25 protein-coding genes and 1 other RNA gene are annotated in these 22,525 nt (G+C 58.6%); 13 read left to right on the top strand and 13 right to left on the bottom strand.

Annotated features, from left to right (window positions below):
* Positions 1-64: 64 nt before the first annotated feature.
* Both GRI43_RS14010 and GRI43_RS01660 read left to right on the top strand, forming a co-directional pair.
* Complete coding sequence (locus tag GRI43_RS14010; RefSeq protein ID WP_268893566.1) at positions 65-196, top strand: hypothetical protein; 132 nt, start codon at positions 65-67, stop codon at positions 194-196.
* Positions 193-408 carry a PspC domain-containing protein gene (locus GRI43_RS01660; RefSeq protein ID WP_160729372.1) on the top strand — a complete coding sequence of 72 codons (216 nt, stop codon included), beginning with the start codon at positions 193-195 and terminating at the stop codon, positions 406-408. Before GRI43_RS14010 ends, GRI43_RS01660 begins: the two co-directional genes overlap by 4 nt.
* 75 nt (positions 409-483) lie before the next feature.
* On the opposite strand, the gene GRI43_RS01665 is transcribed toward GRI43_RS01660, so the two are convergent.
* The 5 genes from GRI43_RS01665 to GRI43_RS01685 are packed head-to-tail and all read right to left on the bottom strand — an operon-like array spanning position 484 to position 3,970.
* On the bottom strand, positions 484-1,266 hold the full coding sequence (locus tag GRI43_RS01665; RefSeq protein WP_160729373.1) for an SDR family oxidoreductase: 783 nt from the start codon (positions 1,264-1,266) through the stop codon (positions 484-486).
* A gap of 2 nt (positions 1,267-1,268) precedes the next feature.
* Positions 1,269-1,817, bottom strand: a complete 549-nt coding sequence (locus GRI43_RS01670) for an NUDIX hydrolase (protein ID WP_160729374.1) — start codon at positions 1,815-1,817, stop codon at positions 1,269-1,271.
* A gap of 9 nt (positions 1,818-1,826) precedes the next feature.
* A complete protein-coding gene (locus GRI43_RS01675; protein WP_160729375.1) occupies positions 1,827-2,510 on the bottom strand; it encodes a TPM domain-containing protein in 684 nt (227 codons plus the stop codon).
* 9 nt (positions 2,511-2,519) lie between these two features.
* Positions 2,520-3,353 (bottom strand): TPM domain-containing protein, encoded by an 834-nt coding sequence (locus tag GRI43_RS01680; RefSeq protein WP_160729376.1) that lies wholly within the window; start codon positions 3,351-3,353, stop codon positions 2,520-2,522.
* Positions 3,354-3,364: 11 nt separating this feature from the next.
* Positions 3,365-3,970, bottom strand: coding sequence for a LemA family protein (locus tag GRI43_RS01685; RefSeq protein ID WP_160729377.1), 606 nt, complete (start codon positions 3,968-3,970; stop codon positions 3,365-3,367).
* 122 nt (positions 3,971-4,092) lie between these two features.
* Here GRI43_RS01685 and mscL (GRI43_RS01690) point away from each other — a divergent pair, with 122 nt between their 5' ends.
* The 3 genes from mscL (GRI43_RS01690) to ssrA all read left to right on the top strand — a co-directional run bounded on the left by mscL (GRI43_RS01690) (position 4,093) and on the right by ssrA (position 5,462).
* Positions 4,093-4,575 (top strand): large conductance mechanosensitive channel protein MscL, encoded by a 483-nt coding sequence (mscL, locus tag GRI43_RS01690; RefSeq protein ID WP_202391572.1) that lies wholly within the window; start codon positions 4,093-4,095, stop codon positions 4,573-4,575.
* Positions 4,576-4,649: 74 nt separating this feature from the next.
* Positions 4,650-5,108 (top strand): large conductance mechanosensitive channel protein MscL, encoded by a 459-nt coding sequence (gene mscL / locus GRI43_RS01695; protein ID WP_160729378.1) that lies wholly within the window; start codon positions 4,650-4,652, stop codon positions 5,106-5,108.
* A gap of 11 nt (positions 5,109-5,119) precedes the next feature.
* Positions 5,120-5,462: a transfer-messenger RNA gene (gene ssrA, locus GRI43_RS01700) on the top strand.
* Between the two features lie 58 nt (positions 5,463-5,520).
* On the opposite strand, the gene GRI43_RS01705 is transcribed toward ssrA, so the two are convergent.
* From GRI43_RS01705 to GRI43_RS01720, 4 genes are all read right to left on the bottom strand, one after another.
* Positions 5,521-5,769 carry a hypothetical protein gene (locus tag GRI43_RS01705; RefSeq protein ID WP_160729379.1) on the bottom strand — a complete coding sequence of 83 codons (249 nt, stop codon included), beginning with the start codon at positions 5,767-5,769 and terminating at the stop codon, positions 5,521-5,523.
* Between the two features lie 119 nt (positions 5,770-5,888).
* On the bottom strand, positions 5,889-7,151 hold the full coding sequence (locus GRI43_RS01710) for an N-succinylarginine dihydrolase (protein WP_160729380.1): 1,263 nt from the start codon (positions 7,149-7,151) through the stop codon (positions 5,889-5,891).
* Positions 7,148-8,164, bottom strand: a complete 1,017-nt coding sequence (locus tag GRI43_RS01715; protein WP_160729381.1) for an arginine N-succinyltransferase — start codon at positions 8,162-8,164, stop codon at positions 7,148-7,150. Before GRI43_RS01715 ends, GRI43_RS01710 begins: the two co-directional genes overlap by 4 nt.
* Positions 8,161-9,372, bottom strand: a complete 1,212-nt coding sequence (locus tag GRI43_RS01720) for a hydrolase (RefSeq protein WP_160729382.1) — start codon at positions 9,370-9,372, stop codon at positions 8,161-8,163. The genes GRI43_RS01715 and GRI43_RS01720 overlap by 4 nt, the downstream gene beginning before the upstream one ends.
* A 198-nt stretch (positions 9,373-9,570) precedes the next feature.
* Here GRI43_RS01720 and GRI43_RS01725 point away from each other — a divergent pair, with 198 nt between their 5' ends.
* From GRI43_RS01725 to GRI43_RS01735, 3 genes are all read left to right on the top strand, one after another.
* Positions 9,571-11,670, top strand: coding sequence for a malate synthase G (locus GRI43_RS01725; RefSeq protein WP_160729383.1), 2,100 nt, complete (start codon positions 9,571-9,573; stop codon positions 11,668-11,670).
* 12 nt (positions 11,671-11,682) lie between these two features.
* Positions 11,683-12,360, top strand: coding sequence for a D-Ala-D-Ala carboxypeptidase family metallohydrolase (locus GRI43_RS01730; protein WP_160729384.1), 678 nt, complete (start codon positions 11,683-11,685; stop codon positions 12,358-12,360).
* Positions 12,361-12,501: 141 nt separating this feature from the next.
* Positions 12,502-13,281 carry a DUF2189 domain-containing protein gene (locus GRI43_RS01735; RefSeq protein WP_160729385.1) on the top strand — a complete coding sequence of 260 codons (780 nt, stop codon included), beginning with the start codon at positions 12,502-12,504 and terminating at the stop codon, positions 13,279-13,281.
* Positions 13,282-13,476: 195 nt separating this feature from the next.
* Here the strand turns inward: GRI43_RS01735 and rsmA are convergent, their stop codons facing one another.
* The 4 genes from rsmA to GRI43_RS01755 all read right to left on the bottom strand — a co-directional run bounded on the left by rsmA (position 13,477) and on the right by GRI43_RS01755 (position 19,179).
* A complete protein-coding gene (rsmA, locus tag GRI43_RS01740; RefSeq protein ID WP_160729386.1) occupies positions 13,477-14,295 on the bottom strand; it encodes a 16S rRNA (adenine(1518)-N(6)/adenine(1519)-N(6))-dimethyltransferase RsmA in 819 nt (272 codons plus the stop codon).
* Positions 14,288-15,310 carry a 4-hydroxythreonine-4-phosphate dehydrogenase PdxA gene (gene pdxA / locus GRI43_RS01745; protein WP_160729387.1) on the bottom strand — a complete coding sequence of 341 codons (1,023 nt, stop codon included), beginning with the start codon at positions 15,308-15,310 and terminating at the stop codon, positions 14,288-14,290. The genes rsmA and pdxA overlap by 8 nt, the downstream gene beginning before the upstream one ends.
* Positions 15,307-16,662 carry a peptidylprolyl isomerase gene (locus GRI43_RS01750; protein ID WP_160730577.1) on the bottom strand — a complete coding sequence of 452 codons (1,356 nt, stop codon included), beginning with the start codon at positions 16,660-16,662 and terminating at the stop codon, positions 15,307-15,309. The genes pdxA and GRI43_RS01750 overlap by 4 nt, the downstream gene beginning before the upstream one ends.
* 186 nt (positions 16,663-16,848) lie before the next feature.
* Positions 16,849-19,179: an LPS-assembly protein LptD gene (locus GRI43_RS01755; protein WP_235903566.1), complete on the bottom strand. Its 2,331-nt coding sequence runs from the start codon at positions 19,177-19,179 to the stop codon at positions 16,849-16,851.
* A gap of 112 nt (positions 19,180-19,291) precedes the next feature.
* On the opposite strand from GRI43_RS01755, the gene GRI43_RS01760 reads away from it, so the two are divergent.
* From GRI43_RS01760 to GRI43_RS01780, 5 genes are all read left to right on the top strand, one after another.
* Positions 19,292-20,752, top strand: coding sequence for a leucyl aminopeptidase (locus GRI43_RS01760; RefSeq protein WP_160730579.1), 1,461 nt, complete (start codon positions 19,292-19,294; stop codon positions 20,750-20,752).
* A 25-nt stretch (positions 20,753-20,777) separates the two neighbouring features.
* Positions 20,778-20,930: a DUF2256 domain-containing protein gene (locus GRI43_RS01765; RefSeq protein ID WP_160729388.1), complete on the top strand. Its 153-nt coding sequence runs from the start codon at positions 20,778-20,780 to the stop codon at positions 20,928-20,930.
* Positions 20,927-21,376, top strand: coding sequence for a DNA polymerase III subunit chi (locus GRI43_RS01770; protein ID WP_160729389.1), 450 nt, complete (start codon positions 20,927-20,929; stop codon positions 21,374-21,376). Before GRI43_RS01765 ends, GRI43_RS01770 begins: the two co-directional genes overlap by 4 nt.
* 84 nt (positions 21,377-21,460) lie before the next feature.
* Entirely contained in the window at positions 21,461-21,883 is a 423-nt protein-coding gene (gene ndk, locus GRI43_RS01775; RefSeq protein WP_160729390.1) for a nucleoside-diphosphate kinase, read from the top strand.
* Between the two features lie 120 nt (positions 21,884-22,003).
* Entirely contained in the window at positions 22,004-22,438 is a 435-nt protein-coding gene (locus tag GRI43_RS01780; protein WP_160729391.1) for a nuclear transport factor 2 family protein, read from the top strand.
* The last annotated feature ends 87 nt before the right edge of the window (positions 22,439-22,525 follow it).

Genomic DNA, 22,525 nt, shown 5'->3' on the forward strand with positions numbered 1-22,525 from the left:
GCAACCCCGACCGGCATCCTTGCCTGATCATCCCAATACCGAACCAATGAAAGGAATTTATACCATGTTTAACCTCAGCGAAATTGGAAGCAGAGCGGTTGCCGCAATCTCTTCCCTCGCGATCTCCGGCGTCTTGTTCGCCTACGCAATTGTCCCCGCAGAGCAGGGCGTCGTATTCGCAGGAATGATGGCATGAGCAACCTGGAACACAAACCCGTCGGCGCATCGCCATCGCAGAGTTTCAATCTCGACAAGCCGAATGCAAAACTCTGGGGCGTATGTGGCGGTATCGCCAACTATTTCGGCATCGATGCCACACTGGTCCGGATCGGCTTTGTCGCCGGAACGCTCCTCGGCTTCGGCTCGCTGCTGATTGTCTACCTTGCGATTGCCTTGATCGCAGATTGAGAGTGAGGCCAGAGGGTCTCACTCTCACACACCAACCAGCCACAAACTGGCCAACAACAGTCCACGGGGCCGAAGCTACATTGCGGAAATGCCGCCATCCAGTTTCAGTTCGGCCCCGGTCATGAAGCGGCTCTCGTCACTGGCGAGATAAAGCACAGCATTGGCGATGTCGTTGGGCTCGCCAACAAATTTCAGCGGTATCTGCCGCGCCAGCTTTTCCAGCAAAACATCCTTGTCGATATCGTGATTGCGAGCCGTGCCATCCAGGATCGGCGTATCGACAAATGTCGGGTGCACCGAATTCGAGCGGATGTTCATGTTCTTTTTCGCACAATGCAGCGCGATCGATTTGCTCAGCATCCAGACCGCAGCCTTGGATGAATTATATGCCGGCATTGTATCGCTGGCGATCAGTCCGGCGATCGAGGAAATGTTGATGATCGAACCCGGCGCATGTTCACGCATCAGGGGCAAAGCTTTCTGACAGCCGTGAAAGATCGAATCGACATTGACCGAGAAACACCGTTTCCAGTCTTCGAATTTGCAGGTTTCGATGTTTCCGGCGACGCCTATACCGGCATTGTTCACCAACACATTCAATCCGCCGATATTCTCGCGCGCACAGTCAATCGCGGCTTCCCAGGCGTCGGGATCCGTTACGTCGTGCTGAATCGCAAAAGCGGTTCCTGCGCCGAGCGCACTGTTGATCCCGTCTGCTGTTTCCTGAGCGCCATCGCCATTGATGTCGGTGCACAGAACGCGCGCGCCTTCTTGCGCGAGAAGCATCGAGTGCGCTGCACCCAAGCCCTGTGCTGCGCCGGTTACCAGGGCCATTTTGCCTTTAACGCGATCAACCATCTTCAATCCTCTCCCAGAAATTCCTCGGCCATCAGAATGGCCAGCCTTACGTCCACCGCATGGCCTTTTGCCCGCCAGTCTGCAACGAATTGCCGCAGATCGCCGAGTTTGACGCGGTGCACAGTGATATCTTCGCTTTCCGTGCCGCCGCCTTCGCTGACTTTGGTCAGACCGTGTGCGCGGAGCAGAGTGAAACTTTCGCTGACCATTCCGGGGCTGGAATAGTATTCGCCGAGGTTTTCCATCCGGTCGGCGATGTAACCGGTTTCTTCTTCCAACTCGCGCATGGCGGCCGTTTCCGGCGCTTCTCCTTCTGCGCCGTCATCGTCGCCGATAAGACCCGCCGGAATTTCCAGGCTGCGTTTGCCCAAAGGGATGCGGTACTGCTCGACCAGCAAGACGTGACCATCCTCGATGGCGATGATTGCAGCGGCGCGGATGTTCCTCGCGCGGCCGACATATTCCCATCGTCCGCGCACTTTGGCGGTTATGTATTTGCCTTCCCAGACAATCTGTTCTGGCTTTTGCGCATCGGGGTCTGAAGCTGTCATTCCTGAGGCTTAGACTTCGATCAGGCGGTCTGGCAATTCGTTCTGGTCTTCATCCCCGCGCGGGAAATGTTCGGCGAGCACAATTGCTACGTCGCGCACGCCCGCCGCCATGCCTTCAGCGATGTTGCCGCGTTTGATCTCGTCCAGCATGTCGGCCATCGCTTCGCCCCAGACTTCGGCCGGAACAATTTCCGCGATTGGTTCATCCGCGACGATCTCGGCGCGGTGTTCCTGCATGGAAAGGTAGATCATGATCCCGGTACGCCCATGCGTGCGCCGCTCCGCACCGACCTTGAAATGGGCGATGGCGCGGGAATGCACGCGCAAGGTTTTCACCTTGCCAGGGATAAGCGCAAATTTCACCGGGTCCCAAAGCTGGATCAGCCACACGATCAGGAACCAGAAAATCGCTGCGCCCGCTGCCATCGAGAAAATCTCGCGCGCGGTCCAGTCAGTGTTCCAGCCATCGTGCAGCCCGGCATAGGTGCTGAGGATCCAGTCTGGAAAGGTAACGCAAAACGTCAGGGCCAGAAACGAGGCAAGGGCGCACCATGCCAACGCAATGTCGGTATAACCGTCGGAACGGTCGGCCAGAACGGTAACGATCTCGCCCGATGTCTGGAGCTCCGCCTGAGCCACAGCGTCGGATACGATCTTGTGCGATCTGGCGTCGAGATAATTGGTTCGTGTCATGAAAGGCCCCTACCAACCACCCGAGGCGCCGCCGCCACCGAAACTGCCGCCGCCCCCGGAAAAGCCGCCACCGCCGCCAAACCCGCCGCCGCCCCATCCGCCGCCGGAGCGACCCCGGGATCCGCCGCGCAGAGCTGCACTGCCGACTTCCCACAGGATGATGTCGCCAATGCTGCTGCCGGTCAGCGTGCCGTTGCGCCGGTATCGTTTACCGCGTTTGCCGCGCAGCATAGGAATGATGATGAAGAACAGGAAAAAACCGAGGAAAATGATGGTCGGAAAATCGATGATCGATCCGTTGCTTCTCGACCGTTCTGGCGCGGCCTGCGTTGCGATGGCGCGGGCTTCTTCCTCGGGCAAGGTCAGCTGCTGAATAATGGTGTCAGCCGCGGCATTGATACCGCCAGCGTAATCGCCTTCGCGAAAGCGTGGCAGCATCTGCTGGTTGACGATCACCGACGACAGGGCATCTGTCATGATCCCTTCCAGTCCGTAGCCGATTTCGATCCGTGTTTTCCGTTCGTTCGGAGCGACGATTATCAGCGCGCCGTCATTGCGTTCTGCGTCGCCGATGCCCCATTCACGGCCCAGCTGATAGCCATAGTCGGATATGTCATAGCCTTGCAGATCAGGCAGCGTGGCCACGACAAGCTGGCGCTGCGACTGGGTCTCCAGCGCCGCCAGCTTTGCGGTCAACGCGGCTTCCTGATCGTCGGGAATGATATTCGCCGCATCGACAACGCGGCCCGTCAGTTCGGGGAAATCCTGGGCCAGCGCCGGCTGGGCGGTCAGCAGGCCGAGCGCAATGGCTAGGCCTGCTGCAATGCGTGAGAGGTTTGGCATCAGGCCTGCGATCAGCTGCCCGAAGTCATATCGAGTTCGGGGGCGATTTCTGCGCCGTTGGTCGCAGCTTCGTAAGGCACAATCGGTTCCGCCCCGTGGATCAGGTTTGCACCGATCGTGTCGGGGAAGGTGCGGATGGTGGTGTTATACTGACGAACTGCCTCGTTATAATCGCGGATCGCCACGGCGATGCGGTTTTCAGTACCTTCGAGCTGGCTTTGCAGAGCAAGGAAGTTCTGGTTTGACTGGATCTGCGGGTACGCTTCAAAGCTGGCGAGCAGGCGGCCAAGCCCCTGACCAAGTTCGTTTTGCGCTGCCTGAAATTCTGCCATCTTTTCGGCGTCGCCCAGATCTTCCGCGCTAACGTTTACGCTGGTTGCACGGGCCCGCGCTTCAGTGACATCGCGAAGGATTGCGCCTTCGGATTCGGCAGCGCCCCGTGCGACTTCCGCGAGATTGGGCACCAGATTGGCGCGGCGCTGGAACTGCGCCTCCACATCGGCCCACTTGGCTTTCGCGTTTTCTTCCGCCGTTGGCACGGAATTGATCCCGCAAGCTGACAGCAGCAGGGCGCCTACAGCAGTGATGGTAAACCGGGTGGCGGAACGAAGCGTCATAATTGGTCCTCTCAGAAGAAAGCGAAAGCTGTCTTGCATACATAGCACACGCACGCCCGCGTTCAAGGAACCGTGCGGCCTGCCTAGCGTTTGCAGATGAATAAAATTGAAGGGGTGAACGCATGACGATTTTCGACGAATTCAAGAAGTTCATATCGCGCGGTAATGTGCTGCAGCTTGCGGTAGGGGTCGTGATCGGTGCTGCGTTCGGCAAGATAACAACTGCACTGACCGAAAGCGTCCTGATGCCGTTTATCGGCTGGCTTTTCGGGGCGGTCGACTTTTCAAACTGGTTTATCCTGCTCGGTAGCATTCCTGAGGGTTATACCGGTTCGACCACGAATTACGCGGAATTGAAGGAGGCAGGTGTCGCGATGATCGGATATGGCGATCTGCTGACCCAGATGGTCAACTTCCTGATCCTCGCTTTTGCTCTCTTCATGCTCATCAAGGGCGTGAACAAGGTGCTGGATGCGATCGAGGAAGACAAGAAAGCTGGCGAAAACAGTTCGGAAAATGAGAAAGTTCCGACCGATCCTCAACTGGATGTGCTGCGTGATATCAGGAAGGAATTGAAAGGCTTGCGCGAGGCACAGTCAGGATAGGCGCTACACCCTCTTGGCAGGATGACGTCATGCTGCCAGAAAACCCTCTGGATTAAACCTGAGGGGAAAAAGAAGTGCTTACTGAATTCAAGGAATTCATTGCCAAGGGCAATGTAATGGAACTGGCCGTCGCGGTGATCATCGCCGGCGCGTTCGCTGTGATCGTCGCGTCTTTGACCAGCGATGTTATCATGCCGATCGTTGGCATGATCTTCGGTGATGTCGATTTCAGCAGCAAATACATTGTCTTGAGCGGCGAAGTAGAGGCGGGAATGTCGCTGGAAGCTGCCCGTGAAGCAGGCGCAAACGTGCTTGCATGGGGCGCTTTCGTCACGGCGATCATCAACTTCGTGATCCTGGCGTTCATCATCTTCCTGTTGGTTCGTTACACCAACAAGGTGACCGCGCGGTTTGAAAAGCCTGCTGAAGAAGAAGCGCCAGCTGGCCCGACCGAGGTCGAACTGCTTGCTGAAATCCGCGACGCTCTGAAAGGCGGCGCTCCGGGTGCGCCCAAGAACGGTCCGATGGGCTGAGCCAAATTCGGTCACTTCACATTAAGCCGGCATCGCCTATATAGGGGATGCCGGTTTCGACCGGATATGGCGATAAATTGCAGTGTGCAATAGACATAACGGACCCGGGGGCAGTACCCGGCGGCTCCACCAAAAACCGCAGGAAACTGCGGTTCCTGACGGGGCCGAACTAGGATCGACGTGTGTTGAAAAGCATTGTTTTTGCCCGGGTTGAGAATCCCCGTAAAAAGCTCATTTTTATAAGTGCAAACGATAACGAAGCACTCGCTCTCGCTGCGTAATTTGATGGCCTAACGGCCTGACTTTACAAAGCCTAAGCGCGGTTGGACCCACCGGGCAACAGAAGCGGATTCCGGGGCTCCGGGGGTAGCTAGCAACAGAAACCCCCACTCATTCCTTCAAATTGAAACGATCAATCTGCCGCTGCGGGCTGCTGCGCGTTGCGCTTTTCCTTCTCGTACCGCAGGCAGTCGAGAATTTTTGCCCCCGCGAGGAAAACAGCACCGGTTGTGGCCAGAAACAGAAGTTTGCCGCCCCATCCCGGGTATTCGACAAGGTATTGCGAACCGCGCGCGGTCGCACCCAGAGCAAGCGCATAGATGATAGCATAGGCTTCGAACTTCGTCTTGATAACGAATAGCCGGCCAATCTTCTTCAGCATGCGTGCCCTTTCCTGTTAATCTTTTCAGTCGCAATTTCCGTGCCAGTGGCAGAGTTTCGCGAGTCACGAAGGTTAACGTGGCGGCAAGTGTAACGCAGTCCGACAGTCAGTCCAGCTTGTTAACCAAGCTCCGTTAAATCGAGTGCTTCCAATAACTTGCCACGTGCGTTTCGAACGCGCTCGGCCAGTTCATCGTTCCCGACTTCAGAAGGCTGTATCGTTTCGGGCCAGTACTCCGAAACTACGCGGGCGATTGTTTCGGCCTTTGCATCGTCGAGCATGAAGCGCTGATCGACGGTGGCAGGATCAGCGACCACGCGCAGCCGCAGGCAGGCTGGGCCGCCTCCGTTCGCCATGCTTTGCCGTACATCCACCGGGATCACTTTGCGGATCGGGCCGTTGCCGGCGAGCATCCCTTCGAGCCAGCTCCACACAGCGGCGCTTTCGCGGCATTCCTCCGGCACGACCAGAGCCATGATGCCATCGGGCAAGGTCAGCAATTGCGCATTGAACAAATAGGTCTTGATCGCCTCTGCCAGCGAGACCGCATCAGCGGGCACTTCGACCACTTCAAGCGCCGGAAATCTGGCCCGGATCGCGTCATAGGCTGCGCTCTGATCGGCAAAGGCGAGAGCGTGCGTAAACAGCACTTTCTCGTTTGCGACGGCGACGACGTCGTTGTGAAACGCGCCGGCTTCGATCGCTGCCGAGTTCTGTTCGATGAAAACTGCCCGCTGCGGGTCTACCCGATTGAGGCGGGCCACCGCACGGCTGGCCTGTTCGTGCTGGCGTGCGGGGAATTTTCCGCCTGTCCGGCCGTAAACAAACACTTCCACTCCGGCCGAGCCGTGGCTTTCGGCAAAGCGCATGTGGTTGGCAGCGCCTTCATCTCCAAAGCTGTCGGGAACCGCATCATGCACCGCAAAGTATCTGTCGTCCGCGAATGCGATCTTTAGCTGTGCTGCGGTGTCGCGCCACTCCTGACCTCGGTGGAGCATGGTAATCAAGTTCGCCGGGGTCAGGTGGCATTTTCCGTCGATTGTGTCCGGTGCCGGGCTGACTGTCGCTGCGTTTGCAGTCCACATCGAGCTGGCAGACCATGCAGCGCGGGTCAGGGCAGCGTCGGCGGTCTCATCGACGGCCAGCCGTTGCAGCAAGCCGTCATTGGGCCGGGGCAAGGGCAGGAAGAAGCCTTGTGCAAGGCCGAGCGCCCGGTTGGCCTGCATCTTTTCCAGACCCTGCAAGGCGGCCGCCCGCGGATAGGATGTGTCGCCCTTGTGGCTGGAGGATGCGATATTGCCTAGGCTGAGGCCGGCATAATTGTGGCTTGGCCCGACGAGGCCGTCGAAATTGATCTCTACCAGCTTGTCGCTGTCGTTCATCGGGCGACGCTCCAGACTGTGTCACCGGGCTGCACGTCCAGCGTATCGGCGGCCGCCGCGTCTAGCGAGATTGTCCCGTCATCATTCAGCTTGCGCGCACCGTAACAGCTGCGAAACGTCGTCAGGTGGCCGGTTGCGATCAGCGACCGTTCGCCTTCGCCCAGTTCCATTTCGGACACTTGGGCCGACACAGCTTCCTTTACGCTTTTCACGTCATCGGTATGTGCGATCATCGACGGGCCGCCGTCGAAAATATCGACATAGCCTTCGTAGCGAAAATTCTCGTTTTCGAGCATGCGCATCGCCGCGCGTCCGGTTGGATGCGGTAGCCCGATCACGCTGCGCGCATCGTCGGAAAGCATGGCAATATAGACCGGATGCTTGGGCATTAGGTCGGCGATGAACTGGTTGCCATTGATGGCGTTGAAATAGTCCGCTTCCTGAAATGTCATGCCGAAGAAACGCCCTGCGACACCGTCCCAGAACGGCGAACCGCCGCGGTCATCGATGATGCCGCGCAATTCGGCCAGGATCCGGTCCGCGAAACGTTTGCGGTGCATGGCGATGAACAAATACCGGCTGCGGGCGAGCAGCAGGCCGAGCCCGCCAGCACGCTCGTTAGGGTGCAGGAACAGGCCGCCGACCTCGCTTGACCCTTCCAGATCGGTAACCAGGCTCAGCATTTCAGCGCGCACGGTCCGGTCCAGTTCCTGCGAATGTTGGGTCAGAGTGGTCAGGCGGTAAGAATAGAACGGCCATTGCTGGCCAACCTTGCTGAACAGCTGGCAGGTGCCACGCACTTCGCCGGTCTGCGCATTCTCGAGTACGAGAACAAACTGGTCATCGCCCAGTTCGTCATCATCACGGCCAAACGCTTCAGCAGCCCGCTCTAGCTTGGCGCCGAGCGCGGGCCGATCAGGGGGCAGGTTGGTAAACCCGCCGCCCGTCAGTTTCGCCATTTCGTATAGTGGCTCCAGATCCTTGGTGCGCGCAGCGCGCAGGCGAAAACTCAAAGCTCTTCTCCCGATGCAAGTCGGTGGATGACAAGCGCAGACAGCGCTGCGCGTTCTTTCAGGGACGGGACGATCATGAATTCGTCAGCCGAATGGATTGCACCGCCGCGCACGCCCATCGTGTCGACCACGGGCACGCCGCATGATGCGATGTTGTTGCCGTCGCAAACGCCGCCGGTGGATTGCCAGCCGATTTCCTGGCCCAGCGAAGCGCCGCAATCGCGGACCAGATCGAACAGGCGCTGCGCCTTGCGATCGACAGGCTTAGGCGGGCGTGAAATGCCGCCGTGCTGGTGAATGCTGACTTCGTGAGCCTGCTGTGTGTCGCGCACCAGCGCGGCGAGGGCACTTTCAAACGCGGCGGCGGCATCGGGGCTTTTCGGGCGGATGTTGAATCGTAGCACAGCGTGATCGGGAACGACATTATTCGCCGCGCCTCCTTCGATCTTGGCCGGATTGATCGGGCAATCTTCCGTCTGCAAATCTTTCAGTCCTAGAACGAGGGCGGCCGCCGCTACGATGGCATTGCGGCCATCCTGCGGATTGCGACCGGCATGCGCTGATTTGCCGGTGATGGTGAGAGAATAATTGCCGCTACCGCCGCGTGCATGGGCCAATGTGCCATCGGGAAGGGCAGACGGTTCATAGGTAAGCGCAGCATATTTCCCCTGCGCCATCGCTTCGATCAGCGGTGCGGATGCCAGCGAACCGGTTTCTTCGTCCGAATTGATCAGCACATCGTATCCAATTTGCTGACCAGCGCCGCTTTCCTCGATAGCTTTCAGGGCGTGGAGGAATACGGCAATACCGCCCTTCATGTCCGCAAGACCGGGACCGTTCAGCGTTTCTTCGTCCAGCCATTTCTGATCCTGAAATGCGCTGTCTTTGGGAAAGACGGTATCCATGTGACCGGTGAATAGAAGGCGCCGCTGCGCACCGGGCCGGACACTGAGCGTCAGATGCTGGCCGTGCGGCTTCTCGAACTCGCTGCCGTCAGCCCCGATGGCAGTTACCGGTGCCGGATCGAGCAGCTTCACATCGCCGGGCAGGTCGGAGAACGCGTCGGCAAGGGTTGCCGCCATTTCAGCAAGGCCTTCCAGATTGGCAGTGCCGGTGTTTATCGCGCTCCATTTCTGCGCATGAGCGAGCATGGCATCTTGATCGATAGGAGCGATCAGGGCTTCTTGATTTGTATCGAGTTGTTTCATCTGAAACGGCTTTAGCTTGGTGAGCAGGGCTGTCCAACCCCGCTGCTGAAACGGTGCTCCAAAACATTCCGTAAAAGCGTTGCAATTGCTGGTCTTCGCAGCCATATCGGCCCCGTCCTCCCCGGGAAACTTGATCGAATAAACGCGTTGCGGAGCAATCCGTGCGCTTTCAATTGCGTGTAATTTTACGAGGACTTGATGAGCGATATCGCAAACCGTGCCGGCCTGAAGATCGAACAGCAACTGGCGGAATTTCTTGAAGCAGAGGTGCTGAACCCGCTGGGCCGTGATGTCGATGCATTCTGGGCGGGTTTCGCTGCGCTGCTGGACCGGTTTGCACCGCGCAACCGGCAGCTGCTCGACAAGCGGGAATCGCTGCAGGCACAAATTGACAGCTGGCACCGTCAGCACCGGGGTCAGCCTCATGACGCTGGCGCTTATCGCACCTTCCTTGAGGAAATCGGGTATCTCGTTCCCGAACCCGGCGATTTTACCATCGGGACGCAGAACGTCGATCCGGAAATCGCGACCATGGCCGGCCCGCAGCTGGTTGTTCCGATCCTGAATGCGCGCTTCCTGCTCAATGCAGCCAATGCGCGCTGGGGCAGCCTGTATGATGCCTTTTACGGAACTGATGCGCTGCCCGATGCGCCGCCCGCGCAGCAGGCGGGCTACTGCCCCGTGCGCGGTGCCGCCGTGATACAGGCCGGGCGCGATTTCCTCGACCAGTCACTGCCGCTTGCTGGTCAAAGCTGGGCCGATCTGGAAGACGACCAGGACGGCCAGCTTCAGGACGAAAGCCAGTATGTTGGCAAAACGGAGCGCGGCCTTTTGTTCAAAAGCAATGGCTTGCACATCGAAGTTATCTTCGACCGTGAAAGCCCGATCGGCAGCACCGACAAGGCTGGCATTGCAGACATCGTTCTCGAAAGTGCGCTGACGACGATTGCCGATTGCGAGGATTCGGTCGCGGCGGTCGATGCAGAGGACAAGCTTCTGGCCTACACCAATTGGTTGGGCATCATTCGCGGCGATCTGGAAGAAAGTTTCAGTAAGAGCGGCAAGACCCTGACCCGCAAGCTTGAAGCGGACAAGAGCTATGAAGGACCTGATGGCAAGCAGGGCAGCCTGCCGGGCCGCAGCCTTATGTTCGTGCGCAATGTCGGGCATTTGATGACCAATCCGGCGATCCATCTGCCCGATGGCAGCGAAGTGCCTGAAGGTATCATGGATGCGGTCTTTACCAGCGCGGTCAGCACGCTCGACGTTGAAGGCCATGCCGCATACGGCAACAGCCGCAAGGGTTCGATCTACATCGTCAAACCGAAGATGCACGGCCCCGAAGAATGTGCGTTCACCAATGAACTCTTCGATGCGGTTGAGGATCTGCTGGGGCTCGACCGGCACACGATCAAGGTCGGCGTGATGGACGAAGAACGGCGCACCAGTGCCAATCTCGGGGCATGTATCCATGCCGTGAAAGATCGCATCGTGTTCATCAACACTGGCTTCCTCGACCGTACTGGCGACGAAATCCACACATCGATGCAGGCTGGCCCGATGGTCCGCAAGGCCGAGATGAAATCGAGCGCCTGGCTCGGTGCCTACGAAAAACGCAATGTTGGCATTGGCCTGCGCCACGGTTTGTCGGGCCGCGCGCAGATCGGCAAGGGAATGTGGCCCGCGCCCGATCTGATGGGCAAGATGATGATCGAGAAGATCGGTCACCTTGATGCCGGTGCGAACACTGCCTGGGTGCCGTCGCCAACCGCGGCAACGCTGCATGCGCTGCATTACCATCGCAAGGATGTGTTCGAAGTGCAGAAAGGGCTGGGCGAAGTACCGGGTCTGGAACCGCTACTCACCATTCCTTTGGCGCAAGGTACCAACTGGTCGGAGGAAGAGGTCCGTGATGAGCTCGACAACAACGCACAGGGCCTGCTCGGCTATGTGGTGCGCTGGATCGATGCCGGGGTCGGTTGCTCAAAGGTGCCGGACATCAACGATGTCGGCCTGATGGAAGACCGTGCGACGCTGCGCATTTCGAGCCAGCACATGGCCAACTGGCTGCTTCACGGGGTGTGCAGCGAAGATCAAGTGTTGGACAGCCTAAAGCGGATGGCAGCCAAGGTTGACGAACAGAACGCAGGTGATCCGGACTACGAGCCTATGGCCGACAATTGGGACGGCGTCGCGTTCAAGGCCGCGTGCGATCTGGTTTTCAAGGGAACCGAGCAGCCGAGCGGCTACACCGAGCCTCTGCTGCATCACTGGCGCCTGGTAAAGAAGGGCGCGTAAAAGCAGAAAAAGATGCGCCGGCTTAGCCTGATCCTGGTTTTCGTGTGCGTGGCCGGCCTTGTGCTCTGGCTGTTTGCGCGGCCGGGAGAAGTGCAACTGGTCGCTAAAGGTGAGCCGTACGCATATTCGCGCGCGGCATTCGACAAATGGGTTGTCACCGATCCGGACCGCCGCGGCGAGTTCGAGGCATTTGGCGAATTTCTCGCGAGCCATGACGTGGGCGATGTGGTGCCAGCATGGGAGCTGACCCGCACTGATGCCAATCGCTCAAACGATTGCGAACGCCCCGCCTTTTTGATCCCGCCGCGAGATAAATGGATGAACATCATCCCGGTCCTCACCCTGATGCGCGACCAGATCGTGCCGGAAATCGGTAAGGTCGAGGTGCAATCCTCCTATCGAACAACTGACTTCAATGCGTGTGTTGGCGGAGCGCGGCGGAGCAGACATCTGGAATTTTCTGCAGTGGACCTTGTGCCTGTCGGGGACATTGCCAATGCCGACTTGTTTCGCCGCCTTTGTGCCGTTCAGCGAAATTTGGGACCACAAAGCCGCCTCGGTCTCGGAGCGTATTTCGATCCAGAAAAGGCCGACAATGCCAGCGGGCGCTTCCACCTGGATGTTTCGGGCTATCGCAGTTGGGGTTACTCTCAGCGCTCCGAGAGCAGCGGGTGCCGCGCTTTTTTCTGACAGACGCAGATCGCACCGGGAAGCCTTAGAATTTGACACTCTGGAGTGCCGAACTGGCGTAACCCCAGAGCTCAGGACTTGATGCTGCTCGGCATTTGATGCAGCATCGCTTCCATCAGAGTTCGGGAGAGGGCGCTGAAAATGGAATCTGGGACAACAGGACCGGCTGCTCAAGTTGCCGACGACCTGACCTTCGCTGATCTGGGGCGTGTGCTCGCTTCAGGTTGCGATGATTTTCGCGCCAATCCTGTGTTCGGTCTCTTTTTCGCTGCCATTTATGTCTTTGCGGGTTTGGCGCTTTATTATGGCGTTCGCACTTGGGGCCAGACCGCATGGTTTATTCCGGCCATCGCCGGTTTCCCGATCATCGCCCCTTTCATTGCTGTGGGCCTCTACGAGGTGAGCCGCCGGCGCGAGGCGGGCCTGCCGATGCACTGGGGGCCAATACTTGGCGCACTCAAAGGGCGCGGGGATGAGCAGATCATTCTGATGGGCGGTTTCGTGTTTGTTGCTTTCAGTTTCTGGGTCATTCTGGCGCACACCATCTCGCTGATATTCCTGCCTAACACCGGAATGGAGACAGACGGTATCGCCGCGCTTCAGACCGAGGCGGGGATTGCCATGCTTGCTGTCGGCAGCATGGTTGGCGCTTTGCTGGCCTGGGGCCTTTTCTCGATAACCGTGATAAGCCTGCCCATGCTGATCGACCGCGACGTTGATTGCATCACGGCCATCATTGCTAGCGTGAAAACGGTTCGCAGAAATATGTCAGTGATGCTGGCTTGGGCAGGTATCATTGCCGTGTCGCTGGGCGCGGCGATGTTACCCTTTTTTCTCGGACTGCTGATCGTGCTGCCAGTGATCGGGCATGCAACCTGGCATCTGTATCGGCGCGCGCTATCGATTTCGGCGGTGGAATAGAATTGGCTGCAAAATATGCAGCCAGACCAAGCACACCTTCGGCAAAATAATTCAAAAATATTCGAACCTCAGATCCGGTTGCCTCGACTGCCTAAGGACAGTTCACGAGGCGACCCGGCCCCCAACTTACCTGGCGGGCCCACTTCAAGGGCTGGGGCACCATTGGGCTCCAGCCCCTTTTTTTGGTAATTCAGTCTAACTCAGTATTCTGGCGATTGAGACAAACTCATCGATTGAAAGTGTTTCTGCGCGGCGCGTTTCGTCCAGCCCCAGCTGCTCCATCGCTGAAAGCGCGCCGGGTACACTTTTCAGACTCTGGCGCAACATTTTGCGTCGCTGGCCGAATGCGGCGGCGGTGACTTTTTCCAGCGTCTTGGCAGACACGCCGCCGGGCATCTGTCCGGGTTCGACATGGATGATAGCGCTCATCACCTTCGGCGGCGGGGTGAAGGCGCTGCGATGCACTTTCATTGCCAGCTGGGCAGAGCTGCGCCACTGAGCCAGCACCGCCAGTCTACCGTACGCAGACCCGCCGGGCTTGGCGACTATCCGCTGGGCTACCTCCTGTTGGAACATGAGTGTCAGCGACGTCCACAGCGGCGGCCAATCCTCACCGCCGAGCCAACCGGTGAATAACGCGGTCCCGACATTATATGGTAAGTTGGCGACCACGGCGAACGGTTCGCCCATGATCTCGCCATGGTCCAGTTTCATCGCGTCGCCATGAATTACCGACAATTTCCCCGGGAATGCGTCTGACAACTCGGCCAAAGCCGGAAGACAGCGATCGTCCATTTCAATTGCTGTGACGCGCGCACCAGCCTTTAGCAGAGCGCGGGTCAGACCGCCGGGACCCGGTCCGATTTCGAGCACCGCCTTGTCTTGCAAATCGCCGGGGATCGCGGCGATCCGGTCGAGCAGCTGGCTGTCGAACAGAAAATTCTGGCCGAGCGCCTTGGAAGCGCTGAGGCCGTATCGTGCGATGACTTCGCGCAGTGGGGGAAGATCAGGCATTGTCGGCACTCAACATCCGGGTGCGGGCGCATTCGCCGGCCATTCTGATAGCTGCGATCATCGCGCCGGGATGGGCAACTCCCTTGCCGGCAATATCGAAAGCGGTCCCGTGATCGGGTGACGTTCGGATGATCGGCAGGCCCAGGGTAATGTTGACACCGCTATCGAAATCGAGGGCTTTCACCGGAATCAATGCTTGATCGTGATACATGCAGATAGCAGCATCGTAGCTGCTGCGTTTGTGCGGCGAAAACAGGGCGTCTGCCGGATGCGGACCGGACACCGTATGCCCTTCTGCATGCAGCGTTTCAATTGCCGGTGCGATTATGGTCTGGTCTTCGTTGCCGAACTTGCCATCCTCGCCCGCATGGGGGTTGAGCGCGGCTATGGCGATGCGCGGATCGTCTATTCCGAAATCGCGCTTCAACGCGGCGATCGTGATCCGGGTGCGGTGGACGATCAGATCGGCTGTGATCATTCCGGGGACATCCGCAAGCGCACAATGCACCGTTAGCGGAACGGTCCGCAATTGCGGACCGGACAGCATCATCACTGCATCCTGATCATCGAGCCCGCAAATATCGGCCAGGAATTCGGTTTGTCCCGGATGGTTGAACCCGACCTTTGCCAGATGAGATTTGGCAATCGGGGCAGTCGCCATCGCGCCTGCTTTTCCGCCAAGCGCTAGCCGGGCCGCGCCCTGTAGTGATGCGAGTGCCAGCCTCGCCCCATCCGCATCAGGATGGCCGGGAAGAGTTTCGGCATCAAGCGTGCCAAACACAGGGATTGCCTGCGCGAATGTATCTGCCGCTTCCGTGATTGAGGCGACTATCCGGATCGGGCATTCAATGCCCAGTTTGGCAGCTGCCCTGACCAGCACTCCATACCCACCGAACACGAGAAAAGGCGCAAGGCCGTGCTCCTCACGCTGTGACCAGGCGCGGACAATGAGTTCCGGGCCGATGCCAGCCGGATCACCGAGAGAGATAGCTATCGGTGAAACGGCGGGCCTCAATTATATTCGATATAGGCGTCGTTGCGCAGATCGCGAAGATAGCGCTGGGCGCGCTTCTGGATGCGTTCTTCTTCTTTCTGCGCGATCAGATCGTCGATGGTGGGACCGCCGACAGTTTCGGGATCGTCACGGCCGCACAGCATCAGAACACGCACGCCATCATTCACCGAGCCGAAGGGCGGGGTGGTCTGGCCAACCTGAAGGTTGAGCAGCGAAGCCTGCAGCTGTTCTGGCAATTGCCGCGCCACGATCTCGTTGCTGACTACGTCTGCACCGATTCCCGCTGCAACGGATTCTGCATCGCCGCAGCCGCGCATTGACGCGACGGCATTGGTGAATGTCTCCACCTTCGCTGCGGCAGAAGCTTCCGTCACACCCGGGCTGAAGCTGATCGAAATCTGTTTCAGACTGAGTGTCGCATCGCGCGGGTCAGCCATCAGGATCTGGCGTTTGTCGATCAGGAACAGGATCGAAAAACCACCGGGGATCGGAATCGGGCCGCGCAGTTCGCCGGGCTGCATCTGTGTTGCCTGAGAAGAAAGTTCGCGCGGCAATTGCGGCAGGCGAACCCAGCCAAGATCACCGCCGACCGAAGCGGTCGAAGCCTCGGAAAACTGACGTGCATAGGCGACGAAACTGCCGCCCTGACGCAATTGGTCGACGATCTGGGCCGCGTTCTGCTGCACCGTTTCAAGATTCTCAGCGGTCGCACTCAGATAGATTTCGCCAAGGCGAAACTCTTCGGTTCCCTTCTCTGCTTCCATCCGTTTCAGTTCTTCACGAACCTCTTCCTCGGAAACATTGATGAACGGCGAAATGTTGCGGCGCAGCAGGGACGTCCAGGCCAATTCGCCCTTGATTTGACGTTTCAGCGAGGCGGGAGAGGACCCGATGCTGAGCAAATACTGGTCCATCGCTTCAGTCTGCTGGCCGAAATTCTGTGCGGCCAGAGTTTGGTAACGCTGATTGACCTGGCCATCGGAAATTTCGATTTCCTGCGCGGCGGCTTCCTGGATTTGAAGGGTTTCGTCGATCAGGTTGCGCAGCACCTGCATCCGCACGCGGCGCAGTTCCTCAGGCGGCAATTCGCCTTCGGATGCGGCAGTCAGCAGCGCGGTGCGGTGATCCACGTCGGTTCCGGTGATTACCGTACCGTTCACAACGGCAGTGGCAGTGCGAACGTTCGGGTCGCTCTGACCCATCAGGACCACGTTGTCAGGAATATTCAAAACGTTGCTGTTTGAAGCACCGGACTGACCAATCGCCTGCGCTTGAAGCGCGATCGGGCTGGCTGCAAGGCCGAGTGTGGCAAGTCCGCCCAGAAGCTTGGAGCCAAGCTTGGTAAGTTTCATATCAATCACATGTAAATTCCGTCTGCAGCGCCGTCCTTCGCGCCTTGGGTGCCCTGTGTTTCGCCCATTCAGGCTTAACCAAAGCTGAGTGCCAAAGATGAAGCACGCCGGATAGCGCGTTTGAAGGCTTATGCCAATGACCCAGAAGCTGAACCGATCGGCGGTCCACAACAGGGTCGTTGGCGCTTACCTGAAGCCCAGGTTTCTGAGGGCAAAATACAATTGGAATGTGTCGCCGCGCTGCGCATCGCCGGCGTTCACATAATCGCGCCGCCAAGTCAGGCCGAGTTCAAGGCAGTCGTCCTGATAGGCGAGGCCAAGCCGTGTCCGGATTGGCTCGAATCCGTCCGACGAAAGCGTTGGATCTTCGTTTTGGTCGGTCAGGTTGATGACGCCCGAACCGAAAAGTGACCAGTATTTCGCGAATGCCACACGGGTTGCGAAACGCAGTTCTTCCTTGTCCTGAAGATCCTCGATTCCGGCGGCGATGTTGCGGTCCAGCCTCAGATATCCAATTTCAGCGTAGGTTTTCTTGCTGCCGAAGGTCGCGTCAAATTCATTGCGGCGGACTGCGAAATTATCCTTGTCAAGCCGGAACCGGTGCGTGAATTTCACCAGATCACGGAAGCGGACTTCTGTGCGGCCGACAAAATCGGAAACCCGTTCGCTCAGGCCGGTACCATCAATCAGGATGTCCTGATCCTTGTCCAGCCGGTAAGATTGGCCGAAGGTGGATTTTACACGCCAACCGGGGCGCTGCATTTCCCAGTCAAATCCGTATGTTACGCGCACACCGTCTTCCACCCGGTCATAGCCGGGGAAACGATTGAGCGCGAACAGGTTGGAATCTTCCAAATCGATTGCGCGGGCGTCTTCGTTTGGCACCGCCAGATTACGGATTGGCGGACTTGCGACTATCTGGACGCGGGGAGTGAATACCTGGGTTCCGCCAAATGCCTCGCCGACAAAGGGCCATTGCATATCTAGCGCCGCGAGAGCGATCCCGCGCGTTTCCCAACCGGGATTTCCGCGGTAAACTGCGGTGCTGGTCAGCAGGTTTTCATCGCTATGGTACACATCGCCTCGAACCAGGCCGGTCACTGTCACGATCTGCCCGAGGTTTGTCAGCTTGCGCAGATCCCAGCGGGCGCCGGCAAACGCGCGCTGCGTATCCTGTCCCTCATCGCGGACAATCGCGAGCGAGTTCGCCTGCAGTTCGAGCGTCCCGCCGAGGCTGAGCGGGTCAGAGAGGCGCTTACGGTAGTCTATGACGGGCAGGGCAAGCGGCACCTGACCTTGATTGGTGCCGATGCGCAGCGTCTGAGTGGCCCATCCAGCAACCGAGAGATAAGATGTGTTGGAAATACGCTCCAGATTGAAAGTCGAACGCAAACGGTCGTCGCGGCTGATGTCATAGCGGCGCAGGAATGTGCGGTCGCTGGCCAGCCGCAAAGAGCCGGTAAAGCTCCATTCGGGGGAGAATTGGAACCGTCCATTGGCGAACAGATAGCCGCGTGGATCATTTTCGGTCGTAGGTGCAACGCCGAAGCGGCTGATCCGGTTGCTGTTGGTGGCGTATCCAGTGATCTGGTATGCGCCCTTGTCCGTCAGGTGACGCCACTGCGCCGACAGCATCGGTGGGGCTTTGGTGAAGACATAAGCCTTTGCAGTCAGGTCCTTGTTATCGGCGAGCCGCCAGTAATAGCCGCCCTCGATCTCCACTCCGTTCGATTCTGAAAAACGCAGGTCAGGGATTACCAGGCCGGATTCGGCTCTGCCATCTGTGCGCACCGTCAGCCCGGGCAGCGGCAGCAGACGCGCACCGAACAGTTCCAGATACGCCCCTTTGAACCGAATCCGCTTTTCGTCCGGATCATAGGTGACCCGGTCTGCGGTTATCCGCCAGCTCGGGCTTTTGTCGCACCCTTCCGGATCGACCACGGCGCAGGCGCTATAGGCGGCGTCGGTCAGCACGATGGTACCGTCTTCGCCGCGATCGCCGGAGCGGGCGGCTAGCCTTCCCCCCTGGCGTAGCGCCAGCAGCAGATCTTCCATCGCCCCGGCTTCGAATTCGTCGGTCAGCTCGATACTTTCGGTGTAGAGCTGATTTCCTTCTGCATCCACGAAGCGGACATCGCCGGATGCCTGGATGCGGCCGGTCTTCCGGTCCCAGACAACTTCCTGTGCGCGGACGGACTGGTCTTCGCTGCGCAGGATAACGTTGCCGCTCGCGATCACCCGGTCGTTTTCCGAATCGTAAGCCAATTCGCTGGCCTCGAAATCGATCTGCCGATCGCCCGTTTGGTCGTTTGGCGCCGTGTCAGACGGACTCTCGATCGGGGTGACCTGCGTTTCCACTGGCTCGAGAGCTTCGGGATTGATCGCTGCGGGGTCTTGCGCTTGGGCCGGTGCAGCCAGAGCCATGCTGAGTGCGGCCACGGCTGAAGCGCAGGCGAAGTGCCGTGTCATCGACAGCGATATCGACCCGGGCTTGAGTGATTTTGGCAGCGGCAGCATGGCTTGCCTATCGCACCGCCCGCGCCTAATCGCAATTCCATTCCTTGGCTCATTTCGGAACATTGCTCCCGGAGAGACGCTGAGCATGAAAGACACGAGTTTTGGAGATAACATGCAAGTCACTTTTTCAGGCACCCAGCCATCAGGCGCGCGGCTGATCGCGCATATTGCCGACAAGGGCAAGTTGCCAGACGGATTGGAAAAACCATTGAGCGAAGGCGCGAAGACTGCGCGCTTCAAAGGCAATGCCGGCCAGTTTTTCGAAAGTTTCGTTGAACGCAGCGGCGCAACAGTGCGCGTTGCAATCGTTGGCGCCGGTGAAGCCGGAGCGGATGGCCGCACCATCAATCTCGAAAAGGCCGGCGCTGCACTGGCGGCGAAATACCTGACTTCAGGCGAGACCGACCTGGTCCTCGACCTGACCGGCAGCGGTCTTGATGCAGCGGCAACCGCTTCGGTTCTGCTGGGCCTGCGACTGCGTAGCTGGCGGCACGACCTGTACCGCACGAAGCTGAAGGACGAGCAGAAGATCACGCTCGATTCCGTGACCGTGGTTGGCGCTGCGGATGGTTCCGAAACGGCATGGGCTGACGCAGCAAGCGTCGCCGACGGGGTTGAGCTGACTCGCCATCTGGTCGCGGAACCGGCCAACAAGATCTACCCGATAAGCTTCGTTGAAAAATGCCGCGAAGCATTTGCCGGAACCGGTGCTGAGCTGATCGTTCTCGACGATGACCAGATGGAAGCACTGGGCATGGGCTCTCTGCTCGGCGTCGGCCTTGGCTCGGAACAGCCTTCGCGCATTTTGGCGATCAAGTGGGATGGCGGCGAAAAGGGCGATGCGCCGATTGCTTTCGTCGGCAAGGGCGTAACCTTTGATACTGGCGGTATCTCGCTCAAGCCTGGCCCCGGCATGGGCGACATGAAATGGGATATGGGCGGTTCCGGCGCGGTCGTTGGCGCGATGCTGACGCTTGCCAAGCGCAAAGCCAAGGCGAACGTCGTTGGCGTCGTTGGACTGGTTGAAAACATGCCTGACGGCAAGGCGCAGCGACCCGGCGACGTCGTTACGTCGATGTCCGGCCAGACCATCGAAGTGCTGAACACCGATGCCGAAGGGCGCTTGGTGCTCGCTGACGTGCTCACCTGGACCCAGCGCGAATTTGCGCCCTCAAGGATTGTCGATCTCGCGACGCTTACCGGTGCGATGATCATTTCGCTGGGCAGCGAGCACGGCGGGCTTTTCTCCACCGATGACAGTCTGGCCGACGATCTGCTGGACGCGGGCAAGCAGGTAGGTGACAAGCTGTGGCGTTTCCCGCTTTCACCGGCCTATGACAAGCTGATCAACAGTCCGATTGCCGACATGCAGAATATCGGCCCGAAGGGTGCCGGTTCGATCACCGCCGCACAATTCCTCAAGCGCTTTATCGAAAACGATACGCCGTGGGCGCATCTGGATATCGCCGGAATGGTGTGGGCTGATAAACCCGGCCAGACATGGGACAAGGGTGCCACCGGTTACGGCACGCGCCTTCTCGACCGGTTCATTCGCAACACACTCGGCGCCTGACGGCACTGCCAGTTAAGGGGACAACATGGCCCGCATGCGCAAGAAAGCGGACTTGCCAAGCAAGATCTGCAAGGCATGCGGGCTCCCCTTTACATGGCGCAAAAAGTGGGAGCGGGACTGGGATAACGTCCTGTACTGCTCCGAACGGTGTAAGCGGAACAGGGGGCAGACAACGTGAAAGTCGACTTCTGGCAGATCAGCAACGATCCTGTTGAACGGGTCGTCGCCCTGATCGCGCAGCGGGTGCTCGGTTCCGGTGAACGGTTGATGGTTGTATCGTCCGACGGGGATCAACTGGACCTTATCGGCAAGACCCTTTGGGAAACAGACCCAGAAGCCTTCCTGGCCAACGGCAAGTCCGGCGAAGCAGGGGCAGCCCGCCAACCGATATTGCTAGCACCGCATTGCAACGTTGAAAACGGGGCCGAAAACGGGGCCAGCCACGTTATTTTCGCTGACGGAGAGTGGCGCGGCGAGGCCAGCGAGTTCGCGCGCAGTTTCCTGTTGTTTGGCGAAAACACGCTGGAGGATGCACGGTCTTGCTGGCGCTCGCTCGATGGAACCGAAAATCTCGAGCGGAGCTTTTTCCGACAAGATGGCGGGAAATGGGTCAAGGTAGCCTGATACGCTTAAAGCTTGCGAATTCTGCAACCCGGCGCTAGTGGCGCGCGCAACTATATTACCCCCGTACAACGTAAGGAAATACCCATGGCGGTTACCCGCACTTTTTCGATCATCAAGCCTGATGCCACGAAGCGCAACCTGACTGGTGCAGTCACCAAGATGCTTGAAGATGCCGGCCTGCGTGTCGTTGCGTCGAAGCGCATTCACATGACCCGCGACCAGGCCGAAGGTTTTTATGCCGTTCACAGCGAACGCCCGTTCTTCGGTGAACTGGTGGATTTCATGATCAGCGGCCCGGTCGTTGTCCAGGTTCTCGAAGGTGAAGACGCTGTGAAGCGCAACCGCGACATCATGGGCGCAACTAACCCGGCAGACGCTGACGAAGGCACCATCCGGAAGACTTACGCCGAATCGATCGAAGCCAATTCGGTCCACGGCAGCGACAGCGAAGAGAATGCCAAGATCGAAATCGACTTCTTCTTCAACGAAGACGAAATCGTCGGATAAGCATCTCGCTCACGAGATATTGAGGCCCCGGTGGACATCAAAGTCCACCGGGGCCTTTGTGTTTTTGGCCATCTCGCGCGCAGATTCGCCTTATCTGTCTCAGTACGCTAGTGAATTTGAATGATCCGGAGTCGCAAATTTACGGTTCGCGCTTTTTTCGATGCACTGAATGCCTGCTCCCTCGAACGGGCGGAGCGGCTGATGGCACGGGATTTCGTGTACATCGATAGCTGTCAGAACTGCATCACGGGCAGGGACAACTGCCTGGAACTGCTGTCGCGGCTGTGGCAGGTCGACCCGTCATATCGGCAAGAGCCCGAAACCATTGCGCTGGTCGGGGGTCAGGCACTTGTCCAGGGCCGGGTCATCGCATCTGATCCAATCATGGCGAGCGACGACTTGCTTTTCGCGCTAAAGTTCCACCGCCGGAAGATCAGCTATTTCCAGAGTTTCCGGGGTGACAATCCGCCAGCAATGGCGAAATTGCTGATGCCCGAAGTGGCACAGCCGCTGACAATCTGTGATGCGCCTGAAGAAGTTGCCCAGCGCGCCTGATGGCCAATAGGCACATCGCGGCAACTGGCGAAATTTCGCAAATTTGATCTGGCGCAAAGCCGCCGCTGATGCCGCTGGTAAACTTTC

It is taken from the genome of Pontixanthobacter luteolus (assembly GCF_009828095.1).
Taxonomy (GTDB): domain Bacteria; phylum Pseudomonadota; class Alphaproteobacteria; order Sphingomonadales; family Sphingomonadaceae; genus Pontixanthobacter; species Pontixanthobacter luteolus.

Excerpts from the sequence above, each read along its gene's own strand:
- GRI43_RS14010 (WP_268893566.1), top strand. The coding sequence starts at position 65 with ATGTTTAACCTCAGCGAAATTGGAAGCAGAGCGGTTGCCGCAATCTCT.
- GRI43_RS01660 (WP_160729372.1), top strand. The coding sequence starts at position 193 with ATGAGCAACCTGGAACACAAACCCGTCGGCGCATCGCCATCGCAGAGT.
- GRI43_RS01665 (WP_160729373.1), bottom strand. The coding sequence starts at position 1,266 with ATGGTTGATCGCGTTAAAGGCAAAATGGCCCTGGTAACCGGCGCAGCA.
- GRI43_RS01670 (WP_160729374.1), bottom strand. The coding sequence starts at position 1,817 with ATGACAGCTTCAGACCCCGATGCGCAAAAGCCAGAACAGATTGTCTGG.
- GRI43_RS01675 (WP_160729375.1), bottom strand. The coding sequence starts at position 2,510 with ATGACACGAACCAATTATCTCGACGCCAGATCGCACAAGATCGTATCC.
- GRI43_RS01680 (WP_160729376.1), bottom strand. The coding sequence starts at position 3,353 with ATGCCAAACCTCTCACGCATTGCAGCAGGCCTAGCCATTGCGCTCGGC.
- GRI43_RS01685 (WP_160729377.1), bottom strand. The coding sequence starts at position 3,970 with ATGACGCTTCGTTCCGCCACCCGGTTTACCATCACTGCTGTAGGCGCC.
- mscL (WP_202391572.1), top strand. The coding sequence starts at position 4,093 with ATGACGATTTTCGACGAATTCAAGAAGTTCATATCGCGCGGTAATGTG.
- GRI43_RS01705 (WP_160729379.1), bottom strand. The coding sequence starts at position 5,769 with ATGCTGAAGAAGATTGGCCGGCTATTCGTTATCAAGACGAAGTTCGAA.
- GRI43_RS01710 (WP_160729380.1), bottom strand. The coding sequence starts at position 7,151 with ATGAACGACAGCGACAAGCTGGTAGAGATCAATTTCGACGGCCTCGTC.
- GRI43_RS01720 (WP_160729382.1), bottom strand. The coding sequence starts at position 9,372 with ATGAAACAACTCGATACAAATCAAGAAGCCCTGATCGCTCCTATCGAT.
- GRI43_RS01725 (WP_160729383.1), top strand. The coding sequence starts at position 9,571 with ATGAGCGATATCGCAAACCGTGCCGGCCTGAAGATCGAACAGCAACTG.
- GRI43_RS01730 (WP_160729384.1), top strand. The coding sequence starts at position 11,683 with ATGCGCCGGCTTAGCCTGATCCTGGTTTTCGTGTGCGTGGCCGGCCTT.
- GRI43_RS01735 (WP_160729385.1), top strand. The coding sequence starts at position 12,502 with ATGGAATCTGGGACAACAGGACCGGCTGCTCAAGTTGCCGACGACCTG.
- rsmA (WP_160729386.1), bottom strand. The coding sequence starts at position 14,295 with ATGCCTGATCTTCCCCCACTGCGCGAAGTCATCGCACGATACGGCCTC.
- GRI43_RS01750 (WP_160730577.1), bottom strand. The coding sequence starts at position 16,662 with ATGAAACTTACCAAGCTTGGCTCCAAGCTTCTGGGCGGACTTGCCACA.
- GRI43_RS01755 (WP_235903566.1), bottom strand. The coding sequence starts at position 19,179 with ATGCTGCCGCTGCCAAAATCACTCAAGCCCGGGTCGATATCGCTGTCG.
- GRI43_RS01760 (WP_160730579.1), top strand. The coding sequence starts at position 19,292 with ATGCAAGTCACTTTTTCAGGCACCCAGCCATCAGGCGCGCGGCTGATC.
- GRI43_RS01765 (WP_160729388.1), top strand. The coding sequence starts at position 20,778 with ATGGCCCGCATGCGCAAGAAAGCGGACTTGCCAAGCAAGATCTGCAAG.
- ndk (WP_160729390.1), top strand. The coding sequence starts at position 21,461 with ATGGCGGTTACCCGCACTTTTTCGATCATCAAGCCTGATGCCACGAAG.
- GRI43_RS01780 (WP_160729391.1), top strand. The coding sequence starts at position 22,004 with ATGATCCGGAGTCGCAAATTTACGGTTCGCGCTTTTTTCGATGCACTG.